Genomic DNA, 15,271 nt, shown 5'->3' with positions numbered 1-15,271 from the left:
GTCAGTCTTCTTTCGCGCGGCTGGCGTTCGCTTCGTCGATCAGCTTCGACATTTCGACCGCCCGTTCGATGGTCTGGTCGTAATGGAAATGCAGCGTCGGCACCGTGTGAATATGCAGGCGCTTGAACAGCTGATTGTGCAGATGACCGGCCGCGTGCGTCAGCGCTTCGAGCGTCTGCTGCGGGTCGCCCGTCAGCGTCGTGAAATAGACCTTGGCATGTGCGTAGTCCGGCGTCAGCTCGACGCTCTGGATCGTGACGATGCCGATGCGCGGATCCTTGACCTCGCGCAGCAACTCGGACAGATCGCGCTGGATCTGATCGGCGATCTGCACGTTGCGATTGGGGGAAGTACGTTTCTTGGGCATGGTGTTGAGTGATTCGCTCGGGGCGAATGCAAAAAAATGGGTTCGCGCGGCGCGGTCCCTGACAACCTGCGCGGGATCGTAGGCGCAAAGCGGCGGCGTCAAAAGCGGCGCGCTTGAAGCAGTAGCCTTAAAAGCAGCGGCTTCAAAGCAGCGACTTCAAAGCAGCGGCTTCAAAGCAGCGGCCTCAAAGACAACGGGCGGAGCGGGCGTTAAAGCCCGCTCCGCCCGTAGAGCCGTGCCGCGTGAATTACAGCGTACGCGCGACTTCGGTGACCTCGAAGACTTCGAACTGATCGCCTTCGACGATATCGTTGAAGTTCTTGATCGACATACCGCACTCGAAGCCCTGGCGGACTTCCTTGACGTCGTCCTTGAAGCGCTTGAGCGAATCGAGCTCGCCCGTGAAGATGACGACGTTGTTGCGCAGCACGCGCACCGACGACGAGCGCTTGACGAAACCGTCCGTGACCATACAACCGGCCACCGCGCCGATCTTCGGCACCTTGAAGACCTGACGGACTTCGACCGTACCGGTCACGACTTCGCGCTTCTCCGGCGCCAGCATGCCCGACATCGCGGCCTTCACCTCATCCACTGCGTCATAGATGATGTTGTAGTAGCGAATATCGACGCCGTTGGCTTCCGCCAGCTTGCGAGCCTGCGCATCCGCACGGGTGTTGAAGCCGATGATGACCGCCTTCGACGCCGTGGCGAGGTTGACGTCCGACTCGCTGATGCCGCCGACGGCGCCGTGCACGATCTGCACACGCACTTCGTCGGTCGACAGCTTGAGCAGCGACTGCACCAGCGCTTCCTGCGAACCTTGCACGTCGGCCTTGACGATGAGCGGCATGTACTGCACTTCGCCTTCGCCCATCTGTTCCAGCATGTTCTCGAGCTTCGCGGCCTGTTGCTTGGCCAGCTTGACGTCGCGGAACTTGCCTTGACGGAACAGCGCGACTTCACGTGCCTTGCGGTCGTCCGGCATGACGATGACTTCCTCGCCCGCCTGCGGCACTTCCGACAGACCCTGAATTTCGACCGGAATCGACGGACCCGCCGACTTGGTCGGCTTGCCGGTTTCGTCGAGCATTGCACGCACACGACCGTAGGCGCTACCTGCCAGCACCACGTCGCCGCGGTTCAGCGTACCCGACTGGACCAGGATCGTTGCGACCGGACCCTTACCCTTGTCGAGCTTCGCTTCGATGACGAGACCCTTGGCCGGCGCTTCGACCGGTGCCTTCAGTTCCAGCACTTCGGCTTGCAGCAGCACGTTTTCCAGCAGATCGTCGATGCCCGTGCCGGTCTTCGCCGACACCGACACGAACGGCGAATCGCCGCCGTATTCTTCCGGCACGACGCCTTCCGCGACGAGTTCCTGCTTCACGCGATCCGGATTCGCATCCGGCTTGTCGATCTTGTTGATCGCGACGACGAGCGGCACGCCGCCGGCCTTCGCGTGGGCGATCGCTTCCTTCGTCTGCGGCATCACGCCGTCGTCGGCGGCGACCACCAGAATCACGATGTCGGTTGCCTTCGCGCCGCGGGCACGCATGGCCGTGAAGGCCTCGTGACCCGGCGTGTCGAGGAACGTGATCACGCCGCGCGGCGTTTCCACGTGATACGCGCCGATGTGCTGCGTGATCCCGCCCGCTTCGCCCGCCGCCACCTTGGCGCGACGGATGTAGTCGAGCAGCGAGGTCTTGCCGTGGTCGACGTGACCCATGACCGTGACGACCGGCGGACGCGGCAGTGCTTCCGCATCCGACACTTCGCCTTCGACCAGCATCGCTTCCGGATCGTCCAGCTTGGCCGCAACCGCGTGGTGACCCAGTTCCTCGACGATGATCATCGCCGTTTCCTGGTCCAGCATCTGGTTGATCGTAACCATCTGGCCGAGCTTCATCATCGACTTGATGACTTCCGACGCCTTCACCGACATCTTGTGCGCCAGATCGGCGACGGTGATGGTTTCCGGCACGTGCACTTCACGCACGATCGGCTCGGTCGGCGCCTGGAACGAGGTGTTCTGATCCTGATGCTTGCCGCGCCCCTTCGGGCCGCCGCGCCAGCCGCGGTCGACGCCGCCGCTGGTGTCGCCGCGCGTCTTGATGCCACGGCGCTTGGCTGCATCGTCCTGCCAGCCGCCCTTGCCGCCGCCCGGCTTCTTCTTGTCGCCGGCGGACGGTGTGGTGGTTGCCGCAGGCGCCGCCGTTGTAGCCGGCTTTCTGGCAGCCGGACGCGCCGGTGCTTCGCCAGCCGGACGCGCCGGCTTATGCAGCGTGCCCTTCGCTTCGGCGGCCTTGGCCGGCTCGGCGGGCTTCGGTGCCGGTTCCGGCGCCTTGACCTGCGCCTTGCGCGGCGTATTCATCATTTCGCGGATCGCACGCGCTTCGGCTTCAGCCGCGGCACGGCGCTTGGCGATTTCTTCCTGCTCGGCGCGCGCCTTGTCGGCTGCCTGACGCGCTGCGTCTTCAGCCTTCTTCGCGGCTTCGCGTTGCGCCGCGCGTTCCGCCGCGGCCCGTTCGTCGTCCTGCTCGCTGTCTTTCGCGGCGGCTGCCGGTTCCGCTGCCTTCGCGGTCGCCGTTTCAGCCTTCGCGGCAGCCGGCTGGGCGGCTTGCGCGGTCTGCTGCTGGGCCTTCTCGCGAGCGGCCGCTTCGGCCGCAGCCGCTGCGCGCTTCTTCGCCGCTTCTTCTTCCGCGCGACGACGCTCGGCCTCGGCCGCCTGTTCGCGTGCCTGACGCTCCGCTTCCTCGCGCTCGAGTTGTTCCTGACGCGCCTTCAGTTCCTGAGCCTGCTTCTCGAGCAGCTCCGCTTCGTGACGAGCTTCCTCTTCACGACGCTGAAGTTCGACGTCGTCGACCTCGACGCCTTCGGCCACATGATTCGATGCATCACCGCCTTCACCGGCGGCTTCGTCGCGGCGGACGAAAGTGCGCTTCTTGCGCACCTCGACCTGAATGGTGCGAGCTTTACCCGTCGCATCGGACTGCTTGATCTCCGACGTATGCCGGCGCGTCAGCGTGATCTTGCGCTTGTCGGCATCGTTCGAGCCATGCGACTTGCGCAAGTGATCGAGCAGACGCGCCTTGTCCGACTCGGACAGGTTGTCGTCTTCACTCGCCTTCTGGACGCCCGCTGCCTGCAGCTGCTCGAGCAGCACGCCTGCAGGCATTTTCAGTTCCGCGGCAAATTGGGCTACGTTGTTACTCGCCATTCATTCCTCTTAATGCAAGGACCGATTCCTTGCGGTTAGCATCGGGTCATGCGGCCTGACGGCCGCGTTCAATTTAGTGCGCCATGGTCATTTCTCACTGGAACCAGTGTTCACGTGCTTTCATGATCAACGCCTTAGCGGCATCCTCTTCCATTCCGGTCATCTCGACCAGTTCATCCACGGCCAGTTCGGCGAGTTCGTCGCGCGTCTGCACCTGATGTTCAGCCAGCTTCGCGAGCAGGTCGGCGTCCATGCCGTCCAGGCTCTTCAGGTCGAGCGCTACATTTTCGACCTTTTCTTCATTCGCGATGGCCTGCGTGAGCAACGCGTCGCGCGAGCGGTTACGCAGTTCGTGAACGGTGTCTTCGTCAAATGCTTCGATTTCGAGCATTTCGTTGAGCGGCACGTAGGCAATCTCTTCGAGGCTCGTGAAGCCTTCGTCGATCAGGATGTCGGCGACTTCTTCGTCGACATCGAGACGCGCCATGAACAGGTCGCGCAGTACCCCGCGTTCCTGATTCTGCTTTTGCGCGGATTCGTCCGGCGTCATGATGTTGATCTGCCAGCCGGTGAGTTCGCTGGCAAGACGCACGTTCTGGCCGCTGCGGCCGATCGCGACCGCCAGTTCGTTTTCGTCCACGACGACGTCCATCGAATGCTTTTCTTCGTCGACGACGATCGACTGGACGGCTGCCGGCGCGAGGGCGCCGATCACGAACTGGGCGGGATCTTCCGACCATAGCACGATGTCGACGTTTTCGCCACCGAGCTCGTTACGCACAGCCTGCACGCGCGAGCCGCGAATGCCGACGCAGGTGCCGATCGGATCGATGCGCTTGTCGTACGCGACCACGCCGATCTTCGCCCGCACGCCCGGATCGCGAGCCGCTGCCTTGATTTCCAGCAGGCCCTGTTCGATTTCCGGCACTTCCATTTCGAACAGCTTCATCAGGAATTCAGGCGCCGTACGCGACAGTTCGATCTGCGGACCGCGCGCGGTGCGATCGACCTTCGCGATGTAGGCGCGCACGCGGTCACCCACGCGCAGGTTTTCCTTCGGAATCAGCTGATCGCGGCGCAGCAGCGCTTCGACCCGGCCGGTTTCGACGATGAAGTTGCCCTTGTCGAGACGCTTCACCGAGCCGGTCATGATGTGCTCGCCGCGCTCGAGGAAGTCGTTCAGGATCTGCTCGCGTTCGGCGTCGCGCACCTTCTGCAGGATCACCTGCTTGGCGGCCTGCGCGCCGATACGGCCGAATTCGATCGACGGCACCGGTTCCTCGATGTATTCATCGAGCTGAATCTCGGGTTGCTGTTCGCGTGCTTCGAACAGCAGGATTTCCTGATCCGGCTCCTGCAGGCCGGCTTCGTCCGGCACCACCTTCCAGCGGCGAAACGTTTCGTGCTCGCCGCTTTCACGGTCGATATGGACGCGAATATCCGCGTCTTCTTCGAAGAGTTTCTTGGAGGCCGAAGCGAGAGCCGCTTCGAGCGCGGCAAATACCACGTCTTTGTCGACATTCTTCTCGCGTGCCAGCGCATCCACCAGCATCAACACTTCGCGACTCATTGTTTGCGGCTCCTAAAGTCAACTTTCGGAACGAGGCGGGCCTTGTCCATGTCCGCGAGCGTGAAATCGAGCATCGCGGCGCCTTCCTTCCCTTCAAATTCCAGACCGATCGTCTCGCCTTGCGGAGCATGCAGAATGCCCCGGTACGATTTCCGTCCGTCCAATGGCTTTTTCAATGTGATTACCGCCTCGCTGCCCGCGAAGCGTTCGAAATCCGCCAGTTTCTTTAGCGGGCGGTCGAGTCCCGGCGACGACACTTCAAGCCGCTCATAATCGATATTTTCGACCGTCAGAACGTGCTGGAGCTGACGCGTGACTTTCTCGCAGTCTTCAATCCCGATACCGCCCGGCTGGTCGATATAGACACACAACATGCCGCGCCCGGTGCGCTCGAGATCGACGAGCTCGTAGCCGAGTCCCACGACCGTGGTTTCAATCAGTTCCGTCAGTTGCACAGTGCCCTCTTAGATGTTCGCGCAGCGAGCCTGCCGCTTGTTTTGCAAACAACCAATGCGGGCCGCGCGCCAAGCTGGCGCACGTTCGTGCTACCCGAGATGCCGAACCACGATGAACTGATCGGCAAAAAAAAAATGGGCTAAACGCCCATCATCTTATTGCCGGTGGTCGCACCTGAGCCGCACATAGAAAGCCGCACGCCCAGCGACTCCGCGATTGTAGCCATTTTTCGCGCCAAACGCAAACCGCAGAACGCCCCGAGACGCCCGCTCAAGCGCGATTTCACGGCAATCTTGCGCGCATATGACAGCGCCGCGAGCCTTTTGCGATACGGCTCGCGGCGCTCTGGCCCCACGCGGGCCGCGTCCAGGAAATTTCCCGAAATACCTCTGCCCCTACTTATGTCGACGCCGCAGTTTTATGCGTTACATGAAACGCGCGGTGTATGACGATGCGAAAAAGGGTTGAATGCGAGGTTTATGCGCGGCAGGTCCAAACGGTTTTAACGCCCGCGCGTGCGACCGCGCTGCGCGCCGCCACGATTGGCGCCGCCCGGATTGGCGTTGCCGTTGGCTGCCCGGCCGCCGTTGCCGCCGCGATTACCGGCCGGCCCGCGACTGCCGCCGTTGCCGGGATTCGGGTTACTGCCGCCGGCGCGCTTGCCGCCAGCCCGGTTGCCATTACCCGACGGCGCCCGATTGCCGTCGACGTCACCACGGCCACCGCGCGGGCCACCCGCGCCGCCCGTCGAGTTGCCGAAGCCACCGCCAAAACCGCCGCCGAAGCCGCCAGCACCACCGGCGCCGCGACCCGCACCACGATTGCCGAACCCGCCACCGGCCGCGCCGCCGCCCGCCGCACCACGCCGGCCTTGCCCGCGCGGCTGCTGCTGATCGAAGCGTCCGTGCGACATCAGCACCGGTTCGCGGCCGATAAAGCCCATCGACGTCTGCATCGGATCCGGCTGCTTGCGCTCCGGCGCCGAATTGCGGCTGCCGCGCTCTTCCGCCGGCGCCTTCAGGCCGACCGACGCCATCAGCGCGCGCACCTGATTGTCTTCCAGCTCTTCCCAACGGCCGCGCTTCAGGCCTTTCGGCAGCGAAATCGGACCATGACGGGTACGAATCAGACGGCTGACCATCAGGCCGGCCGCCTCGAACATACGACGCACTTCGCGGTTACGCCCTTCGGCGAGCGCGACGTGATACCAATGATTGGTGCCTTCGCCGCCGCCATCGCGAATGCGCAGGAAATTCGCCGGGCCGTCGTCGAGTTCGACGCCGTGCAGCAGCTTCTGACGCATGCCTTCGGCCAGTTCACCAACCACCCGCACCGCGTATTCGCGCTCGACGCTATAGCGCGGATGCATGAACCGGTTCGCCAGATCGCCCGACGTGGTCAGCATCAGCAGCCCCTCGGTGTTGAAGTCGAGGCGGCCGACCGCGAGCCACTTGGCGGTCTTCATCGGCGGCAATTTGTCGAATACCGACGGACGGCCTTCCGGGTCGGCATGGCTGACGATCTCACCGGTCGGTTTGTGATACAGCAGCACGCGCGGCGGCTTGTTGGCCAGCTTGCGCTTGACCGGCTTGCCGTTGATGCGGACCTGGTCGGTCGGCATGATGCGCTGGCCGATGTGTGCCGGCTCGCCGTTCACCGACACGCGGCCGGCGACGATCAATTCTTCCATGTCGCGGCGCGAGCCCATGCCGGCTTCGGCGAGAACCTTGTGCAGCTTCGGCGCGTCGTCGTCGGCGGACAGCACGCGCTTGGGCGCGGCCGGCTTGCCACGGCGCAGCATCGGTGCACGCACGCCGCCGGTCGCGCTGTTGTCCGCGTCGAACGCGGGCGAGGTGACATACGAAAACAGATCGTCCTGGCCGGCTTCCGCCGCCACCGCCGCCGGTGCTTCGGCGCCGCGGCGATTCTGACGCTGACCGCCTTCGCGCGGCTGACGCTCGCGCGGCGCACCTTCACGCTGCCCTTCGCGGGGCGCGCCGTCACGCGGACCACCTTCGCGCCGCGCACCGCCGTTCGCGTTGCGGCGCGCGCCTTGTCCCTTGGCACCCGCGTCCTTGCGCGGCATCCGCACCTGCGCGACCACCTCGCCGTCCGGCGGCGCCTCGGTGACGACCGGCGCACCCTGCGCGGCCGCGCCTTCGGCGCCCTTCGTCTTCGCACCGGCGCGACGACGCGCGATCAGGCTGCGTGGACCGCGACGCAAGCCGCGGCGCGGACGGTCTTCGCCGTCGCCTTCCGCGTTTTGCGCGGGGCGTTCGCCCTCGCCGGCCGACGCTTGCGTGTTGCGCGTTTCGTCAGCGCGCGCCGACGGCACGGCGCGCTCGGATTCGGACGAATCGGTGTCGTGGGTATGTGTCAAAACAACCTCAAAATGTCAGGTCGCGCGCGCCCGTTGCGGGCGCGGCAAAAAAAGTTCGGTTACGTCAGGCGCTGCGCGACTCGGGTTCGTCGTCGGTCAGAACGCCCGCGTCCTGCGCGGCATCGCGGCGATCCTCGGAATCGCCGTGCGCCGCCTTGGTCGGGTTCGGCCCGGTGACGTGCTCCGAATCGCGGAGTACGCCGGAGCCGTGCGCGGGTATTGCAGGATCGGCCTGGGAGACCGGATCGTGATGCATGGCGGACTCGGCAATGCCGGTTCGCGGTTCAACTTCAACATGTGCCGCTTCCACGGCGGCTTGCCCGGCGGTGTCGCCGGGGGCCGGTTCGGTCAGCCCTGCTGATTCGCTTCCGATCGATGCTTCAACCTCAGCGGTGGCTGAAGTTGCAGGCTCGGCAGTGGTTTCGGATTCCGTCGCCACTTCGGCTTCAGCCGGGGGCTGCGCCGCGACTGGGGGTTCCGTCGCGGCATCAACGTCGCTTCGCGCTTGGGCGGCCATTTCCGGTGCGTCGAGCGTGCCGTCATTAGACAACATCGGCACTTCCGCCGCGCCGTCCTCTTCTGCCTCGTCAGCCGGCGCGGCGCCCGCTTCGGCAAACTCGATCGCATGCTGACCCAGCAGATCCGCGTTCAGCTGCGCCGACGGATCGGCGAGCGGCGGCAGTTCATCGAGCGCCTTCAGCCCAAGATCGTCGAGGAACTGACGCGTGGTCGCGTACAGCGCCGGACGCCCCGGCACGTCGCGATGACCGATCACCTCGATCCAGCTGCGATCCTCGAGCTGCTTCACGACCTGCGTATTCACCGTTACGCCGCGAATCTCTTCGATATCGCCGCGCGTGACCGGCTGCCGATAGGCAATGATCGCCAGCGTTTCGAGCACCGCGCGCGAATATTTCGGCGGTTTCTCGGGATGCAAACGATCCAGATACGAGCGCATCGCGGGCTTGCTTTGAAACCGCCAGCCCGACGCCAGCCCGACCAGCTCCACACCGCGCCCCGACCAATCCCGACGGAGGTCTTCGAGCAAAGTTCGAACGGTGTCTGCCGACACGCCGTCGGCAAAAAGCTTGCGCAAATCGTTGAGCTTTAACGGCTCCTGCGCGCAGATCAAGGCAGTCTCGAGGACGATCTTCGCCTCTTGGGTATTCATGCAGCTAGGTCAGACCCTGTGGTCAAAGAACCGGATCAAACAGACGATGTGGAACTGAAGACGCGCTCGCCCGATTCTGATCGGTCATATTGATGGGAGCACGCACCGGGGGGAGGCGAAACAGACTATCGAGCCAAACCCAGCCGGACGGAGCAGCGATATTCCTGAAGGGAACCGCGTGACTGAGCGCCATATTACGCAAAAACAATCGGTGCGTAAAGGCGAAATCCCCCGCGCATTTTTCCGCCGATGCGTTGGCGGACGTGCTTTCCGGAAAAAACGGAGCTATCGACCGGAAAGCACGGATTTCCGCCCGATTCCGCTCGAACATCGACCGCCCGGCGCTTCTCGCAGCACGCTCAACCGCCCGCGCCCTGCTTCGCGAGGAAGCGCTTCAAGCGTTCGACGCCCGCATCCAGCCGCGCGGGGTCGCACGCGTAGCACCACCGCACGAAGCCCTCGCCCTGCGGCCCGAACGCACTGCCTGGCGCGACCCCGAGGCCGACGTCGCGCACCATTGCCTTGCACAGTTCGAGGCTGCTGGCGGCGCCGGGCATCGAAAAGAACAGGTACATCGCGCCGCGCGGCGTTTTGACGTCGATGCCCGGCACGTCGGCGAGCGCGCGCACCAGATGGTCGCGGGACACCCGCAGGTCGCGCACGAGCTCCCGCGTGAACGCCTCGCCCTGGCGGACGGCCACGATGCCAGCCTGCTGCACGAACGCGGGCGCGCACGACGTGTTGTATTCGACGAGCTTGCCCAGATCGTCCATCAACGCGGCGGGCGCGACGATCCAGCCGAGCCGCCAGCCGGTCATCAGCCATGCCTTCGAGAACGAGTTGACGCAGATCACGCGCTCGTCGCGCGTCGCCAGATCGAGGAACGATGGAGCGACTACTGCGCGCGCGGCGTCGGCGCCCACTGGACTCTCCGTGCCGCCCGGAATCTCGTTGCGCCCGGTGTCATGCGAAGCAGGCGCCACGGCGGCGTCCTCGCCCCCATCCGCGTAGTAGAGGCGCTCATAGACCTCGTCCGCGACGATCCAGATGCCGTGACGCCGGCAATGCGCCAGCACGGTGCGCTGCTCGTCGCGGCTCATCACCCAGCCGGTGGGATTGTTCGGCGAATTGATCAGCAGCATGCGCGTGCCGGGCGTCAGCGCGGCGAGCAGTTGCGCCATGTCGAGTTGCCAGCCGGCCTCGCCATAACGCAGCGCAACCGTTTCCACATGCGCGCCGAGAATCTTCGGAATCTCGACGAGGTTCGGCCACAGCGGCGTCACCGCGACGACGCGATCGCCCGCGCCCACAACCAGTTGCGTCGCGAGCATCAACGCATTCACGCCCGCGCTCGTCACCGCCACGTGCTCCGGCGATGTCGCGCCATGCAGTCCGCCGACGTATTTCGCGAGCGCCTCGCGCAGCGGCGCGATGCCCAGGTTATGCGTGTAGAACGTCGCGCCGGCGGACAACGCAGCGCTCGCGGCATCGCGAATGAACGCCGGCGTCACGCGGTCGGATTCGCCAAACCAGAACGGCAGCACGTCGGCCACGCCAAAACCGGCGTTCGCGACTTCGCGGATTTGCGAAGGACGCAGCGCGCGGACGGCATCGCGGGCATTCGGGAGGTAAGGCACGGCAGGTACAGGCTGATCCGATTCGCTCATCGAGACTTCCAGGCAAACGGGTGAGGAGGAAAAAGGGGCGGCCAACGCGGGTCGCCGGTCGCCGGTTGCGTGCCACGGGCCCCTGCGAGTCGCGGGTCACTGCGAGTCACTGTGCACGGGTCACCGTGGGTTATTGCCGGGCACTGCCACGCAGCCGCGACAGTTTAGCGCGCAAGCCCGTTTTCGGACGCCGAAGCCGCAGAGGCCCGTCGCCAGCTCACGCCAGATCCTCCGCCCGCGCCGGCAATTGCCGGATCAGTCCCCACACCGCCTCGGCCGCCGGCGACAGCGACCGGTCGCGCCGCCGCACCAGCTCCACCGTGCGCTCAGCGCGCGGCACCAGCGGCCGCGCCACCAGCGAGGAGCCCGCCGGCAGCGGCAGCGCCAGCCACGGCAACACGCTCACGCCGACGCCCGCCTCCACCAGCCCGAAGACGGTCGCGGAGTGCCCCAACTCCTGCACCACCGTGGCGCTCACGCCGTATTCCTGCATCACCGCGTCGATAATCGGCCGGCTACCCGACGCGTAATCGAGCATGACGAGCTGCTGGCCCGCCAGCTCGGTCCACGAGACCTGCGTCTTCTGCCCGAGCGGATGATCGTCGCGCGCGACCACGCAGAACGAATCGGTCATCAACGTTTCGCTCACGAGGTCGTCGGCGGAAAACGGGCCGATGATCACGCCGAAGTCGACCTCGCCCGATTTGACCTTGCGCACCACGTCGCTCTGCACGTCATCGCGCAAACCCAGCGTGACGTACGGAAACTCCCGTCCGCAGGCCGCCACCACGCCGGGCATCAGGCGGCACGCGACGGTCGGACTGGCCGCCACCACCACCCGGCCGCGACGCTGTTCGCCGATTTCGCGGATCTCGCGCAGCGCGTCGTCGAGATCGGTCAGCAGCCGCGACACGCTCGCGACGAGGTTGCCGCCGACATCCGTGAGCTGCACCTCGCGCGTCGTGCGGTCGATCAGCTTGAGCCCGATCTCGCCCTCCAGTTCGCGCACGCAGCGACTGACCGCCGACTGCGTCAGGCCGATTTCATCCCCCGCCCGGCTGAAGCTCTGCAAGCGCGCGACCTCAATGAAAACCCTTAGCTGACGCAGGGTGACATTCATTTACCATCCTCATCAATAACCGCGTTTGATGCGCATTGTATGACGAAAGCGCCCACCAGATGGGTTTTCTCATCAATCGCTGCAATGCAGCAATAAGGCGCAAACGCACGCTGGACGGGCCTGATTGCACAAGATTGGTGATTGTCCTGATTTGCGGGATGGGTTTTTTGGATTCTCATACGCCCCTAGCTGGCGCCCGCGCTGGCCCGCTGTCACGGGGCTTTCAGGCGGTTGGACTCAAATTGGCACACTTCCTGCATTTACCTGCAGACAAGGGTCGGCGCCATGATTCTGACTGCATAGCAGACCGTGGCAAGCCCGACCCTCCTTGGTACCCGCCTATCGGGTACATGGAGAGTGCGCGGCGCGGGGCAGCGCACCGGAGTTAGCTTCGCTGAGGTGAAACATGATGCTGTTCGACGATTTGAGAGACAACGAGTGGGCGCTGGTCGAGGCGTTGTTCTGTGCGGAGCCAGCACGGAGCGAACGGCGCGGTCGGCCACGCGTGGAAGCGCGTGCGGTGGTCAACGCCGTGCTGTGGGTACTGTCGACGGGCGAAGGCTGGTCCAAGCTGCCGGGCCGCTATCCGTCGCCGCCGACGTGCCGCCGTCGTTTCGACGAGTGGCAGGCCGATGGTACGCTCGCCGAAATAGTCAAGCGACTCGGCACGAGCGGCCGCGAGATTTCGCTGCGCGGCCGGATCGGCGCGACGGCGGCGAAACCGCCGGCACCGCCGAGCCGCGACCGTCTGCGTGGCGCGTTCTGGACCAATCCGGAATCGTGGCGCGCGCCGGTCAAGATGGCCTGACGCGACTCAATCTGCATCCGGGCGCCTGCGGGCGCCCGGCGTGTATCTGGACCGCCGGGCGTCGATGTCGACGCTCGCCGTAGCCATCATGGGCACCGCCGTCTGGCGCGCCCAGCGCAGTCGTCCCCTTCGCTGAATCGAACCCGCCGATGCCCGGCTCCGGGCGTCCGGCGTCGTGCGCACGCCCCGCGCGGGCAAGCAGCACGCGCGCAGTGAAACATCCATTTACTATTACTTACAGCGTGCTTTCGCGACTCGGCATACCTTATGGCTATGCAAACAGGCCTTGAGTCGATGGGCTTGACGGGAGCTCAGCATGAAACCAATGTCACTGCTTCTGTGCGGCATTGTGATTTCAGCGATGGCCGCACCGGCGCTTGCCCAGCAGCGCCCCGATGGATGGAACTGGCGGCCCGACCGGGCTGCCAGCCTGCAAGCCTGGCAACAGGGCGACGCGCGCGGCCGCGAATTCACGCCGCCAGCGCCGCGTGGCGACCTGCGCGGCGATATCGCGAGCAATGTGCGCGAGCGGCCGGAGTTTCCGCGTGAAGGGCCGCCGCGGCGCCGGTAGGCCGCGTAGGCCACGTGGCGCGCACAATAAGCCGAATGAGCCAAATGAACTTTAGCGAAGTCACCTACCCAGGATTAACTCGAATCGAATGACCGGGAACCACCTTGCATTGCGCTAGTCTGATTTAACGCCATTAGCACAGCGTGGCAGTAGTAAATCCGGTACGCCCGTATCCTCGCGATACGGGCTTTTTTTTGGGGCGGTTTTTTTGTACAAGTGACGGCCGAGGGCCATTGCCGGCAAGCACCACGTCGCGCCACGCACCGCATGTCGAGAAAAGCAGGATTGGAATCAACAATGCCGCCTCCGGCCGCGCGAGCGGCCGGAATTCGGTAGCGGCCTGCCGGCCTGCGCCGGTTCGCTAGGAGCGAACTTCGAGCGCCGCGGTGGACCGCGTGTCGGCAGGCGTGACGACATAGTCGTTCATGCGCTGCGCGGTCCAGGTCATCAGCCGTTCGTCGTGCGCGAGTCGCTCGAATTCGGCCCGGCCGCGCTCGGTGAGCACGGCGATGTCGACCGGCGCATGGAATCCCGGCGCCGGCGCGACGGTTCGCTGTCGCACGGTGTCCATCAAACCGAGCGCGCGAAGATATTGGAAAACGCCCGGCCTTCTGGCCCAGGGAACCTGGCGATATTGCGCCCGCCGCAGCGCTTCAAGTACCGCTTCGTTGGAATACGTGGTCATCTCACTTCTTTCTTAAAGTGCAGCTATGACACATCTACGCCCAACACGTCACCGCGCCACCAGCGACGCGCTCAGCACCCGCGTCTGGCCGGAAGCTGGCCGCACCTCGTGCGCCGATTTCCGCCAGATGCTGCCTGACTTTGTTTTTGGGACCCCCGTATGAACGGCATGTTAGCGTTCCATCCGCGTGCCGACGATGCAACCGCTGCGGCGCGATAGCAAGCTCGCGGAATTATCCCGAAAGTCATACGTTACCCCATTTAAATTGATTCTATTCACTTTATTGGCGCTTTTTTTTGCAGCAATCGTGCTATGGAAGCGGGCTCGCCGACCGCTCGTCATCGGTGCCGCCGCCGTGTTCTGGCTGCTCGGCGCGGGCTGGCTCAGCGCGCCTTTGCTCGACCTCGCGCAGCCGCGCGTACAGAACGCGGCGCCCGCGAACTTCGCGCCGCGCACCGCGATCATCCTGCTGGGCGGCGGCACGCGTTACAACGACGATCACGTGCTGGTTCCGCCGCGCGACGTGCTCGCGCGCATCGCCGCGAGCGCCCGCAGCTATGCGGACTGCAAGCGAACCGCGCCGGTCTGCCACGTGATCGTCAGCGGCGGCAATCCGCAGCGGCATAGCGCGTCGGAGGCGGATACTTACCTGCCCTATCTGTTGCGAGATCAGGTGCCGCGCGAGGACATCGTGCTGGAGAACACCAGCCGTACCACGTACGAAAACGCGCGCAACGTCTCGGCCATTCTCGGCCGCTCGCGTTACGACGCGTTGATCCTCGTCACCTCCGCGTATCAGATGCCGCGCGCACTGCTCGATTTCGCGCGTTTCGGGCTCGCGCCGCAGCCGGTGATCTCGAACGCGCGGCACATTCAGTTCGGTGTACTCCCGCGTTATGACAATCTGGTGAGCGCGGAAACCGCGCTGCATGAATTGATCGGCATTGCGCAGTTTCATGTGTACCGCGCGATCGGGTGGTTCTAGCGCATCGACGATGCGTCGGACGTCGGCCATCCGCGCTGCAAGCAGCGAAAAGAATTAGTTAGCGATACGAATGTTCCACGTATTGCGGATGCGTGTGGCGGATCTGTCGCGCATCGCATGCGTTCCATCAAGCGATCATCGGGACGGACGCGGACCCGTCCCGCCCGCATCGGCGCAGAAAGTAACCAGATGTAACGAATTGTCAATGCAGTTACAAAAGCATCTGCTGGAGCGGATATTGCTCGCTAGAATGCATTGTCTTTCCGATTGG

General features: G+C 64.6%; 11 protein-coding genes and 1 pseudogene. 3 read left to right on the top strand and 9 right to left on the bottom strand.

From position 1 onward, the window contains the following. Position 1: 1 nt before the first annotated feature. From rbfA to LFL96_RS07675, 8 genes are all read right to left on the bottom strand, one after another. On the bottom strand, positions 2 to 367 hold the full coding sequence (gene rbfA, locus LFL96_RS07710; RefSeq protein ID WP_105509910.1) for a 30S ribosome-binding factor RbfA: 366 nt from the start codon (positions 365 to 367) through the stop codon (positions 2 to 4). 247 nt (positions 368 to 614) lie between these two features. Further along, a complete protein-coding gene (gene infB, locus LFL96_RS07705) occupies positions 615 to 3,587 on the bottom strand; it encodes a translation initiation factor IF-2 (protein ID WP_280999818.1) in 2,973 nt (990 codons plus the stop codon). A gap of 94 nt (positions 3,588 to 3,681) precedes the next feature. After that, positions 3,682 to 5,157, bottom strand: a complete 1,476-nt coding sequence (gene nusA / locus LFL96_RS07700) for a transcription termination factor NusA (protein WP_280999816.1) — start codon at positions 5,155 to 5,157, stop codon at positions 3,682 to 3,684. Then, positions 5,154 to 5,612, bottom strand: a complete 459-nt coding sequence (gene rimP / locus LFL96_RS07695; RefSeq protein ID WP_280999815.1) for a ribosome maturation factor RimP — start codon at positions 5,610 to 5,612, stop codon at positions 5,154 to 5,156. The genes nusA and rimP overlap by 4 nt, the downstream gene beginning before the upstream one ends. Positions 5,613 to 6,115: 503 nt before the next feature. After that, a complete protein-coding gene (gene rluB / locus LFL96_RS07690; protein ID WP_280999813.1) occupies positions 6,116 to 7,993 on the bottom strand; it encodes a 23S rRNA pseudouridine(2605) synthase RluB in 1,878 nt (625 codons plus the stop codon). 64 nt (positions 7,994 to 8,057) lie between these two features. Continuing rightward, positions 8,058 to 9,164: an SMC-Scp complex subunit ScpB gene (scpB, locus tag LFL96_RS07685; RefSeq protein WP_280999811.1), complete on the bottom strand. Its 1,107-nt coding sequence runs from the start codon at positions 9,162 to 9,164 to the stop codon at positions 8,058 to 8,060. A gap of 359 nt (positions 9,165 to 9,523) precedes the next feature. Continuing rightward, positions 9,524 to 10,831, bottom strand: a complete 1,308-nt coding sequence (locus LFL96_RS07680) for a pyridoxal phosphate-dependent aminotransferase (RefSeq protein WP_280999810.1) — start codon at positions 10,829 to 10,831, stop codon at positions 9,524 to 9,526. 217 nt (positions 10,832 to 11,048) lie between these two features. Continuing rightward, on the bottom strand, positions 11,049 to 11,951 hold the full coding sequence (locus tag LFL96_RS07675; RefSeq protein ID WP_280999808.1) for a LysR family transcriptional regulator: 903 nt from the start codon (positions 11,949 to 11,951) through the stop codon (positions 11,049 to 11,051). 409 nt (positions 11,952 to 12,360) lie between these two features. On the opposite strand from LFL96_RS07675, the pseudogene LFL96_RS07670 reads away from it, so the two are divergent. Then, positions 12,361 to 12,747: pseudogene (locus LFL96_RS07670) on the top strand (transposase); the annotation flags it as partial. A gap of 328 nt (positions 12,748 to 13,075) precedes the next feature. Beyond that, positions 13,076 to 13,330 carry a hypothetical protein gene (locus tag LFL96_RS07665; RefSeq protein WP_280999769.1) on the top strand — a complete coding sequence of 85 codons (255 nt, stop codon included), beginning with the start codon at positions 13,076 to 13,078 and terminating at the stop codon, positions 13,328 to 13,330. Between the two features lie 361 nt (positions 13,331 to 13,691). Here the strand turns inward: LFL96_RS07665 and LFL96_RS07660 are convergent, their stop codons facing one another. Then, positions 13,692 to 14,015, bottom strand: a complete 324-nt coding sequence (locus LFL96_RS07660) for a hypothetical protein (RefSeq protein ID WP_280999768.1) — start codon at positions 14,013 to 14,015, stop codon at positions 13,692 to 13,694. Between the two features lie 265 nt (positions 14,016 to 14,280). Here LFL96_RS07660 and LFL96_RS07655 point away from each other — a divergent pair, with 265 nt between their 5' ends. Beyond that, positions 14,281 to 15,000 carry a YdcF family protein gene (locus LFL96_RS07655; protein WP_280999767.1) on the top strand — a complete coding sequence of 240 codons (720 nt, stop codon included), beginning with the start codon at positions 14,281 to 14,283 and terminating at the stop codon, positions 14,998 to 15,000. Positions 15,001 to 15,271 lie beyond the last annotated feature (271 nt).

This window comes from Paraburkholderia sp. D15 (genome assembly GCF_029910215.1).
Taxonomy (GTDB): Bacteria; Pseudomonadota; Gammaproteobacteria; order Burkholderiales; family Burkholderiaceae; genus Paraburkholderia.
Note: the sequence above shows the minus strand (reverse complement) of the source record. Positions and strands in the feature narration are given on the sequence as shown.

Coding starts and splice junctions, on each gene's coding strand:
- rbfA (WP_105509910.1), bottom strand. CDS start 367: ATGCCCAAGAAACGTACTTCCCCCAATCGCAACGTGCAGATCGCCGAT.
- LFL96_RS07665 (WP_280999769.1), top strand. CDS start 13,076: ATGAAACCAATGTCACTGCTTCTGTGCGGCATTGTGATTTCAGCGATG.
- infB (WP_280999818.1), bottom strand. CDS start 3,587: ATGGCGAGTAACAACGTAGCCCAATTTGCCGCGGAACTGAAAATGCCT.
- LFL96_RS07680 (WP_280999810.1), bottom strand. CDS start 10,831: ATGAGCGAATCGGATCAGCCTGTACCTGCCGTGCCTTACCTCCCGAAT.
- LFL96_RS07675 (WP_280999808.1), bottom strand. CDS start 11,951: ATGAATGTCACCCTGCGTCAGCTAAGGGTTTTCATTGAGGTCGCGCGC.
- scpB (WP_280999811.1), bottom strand. CDS start 9,164: ATGAATACCCAAGAGGCGAAGATCGTCCTCGAGACTGCCTTGATCTGC.
- LFL96_RS07660 (WP_280999768.1), bottom strand. CDS start 14,015: ATGACCACGTATTCCAACGAAGCGGTACTTGAAGCGCTGCGGCGGGCG.
- nusA (WP_280999816.1), bottom strand. CDS start 5,157: ATGAGTCGCGAAGTGTTGATGCTGGTGGATGCGCTGGCACGCGAGAAG.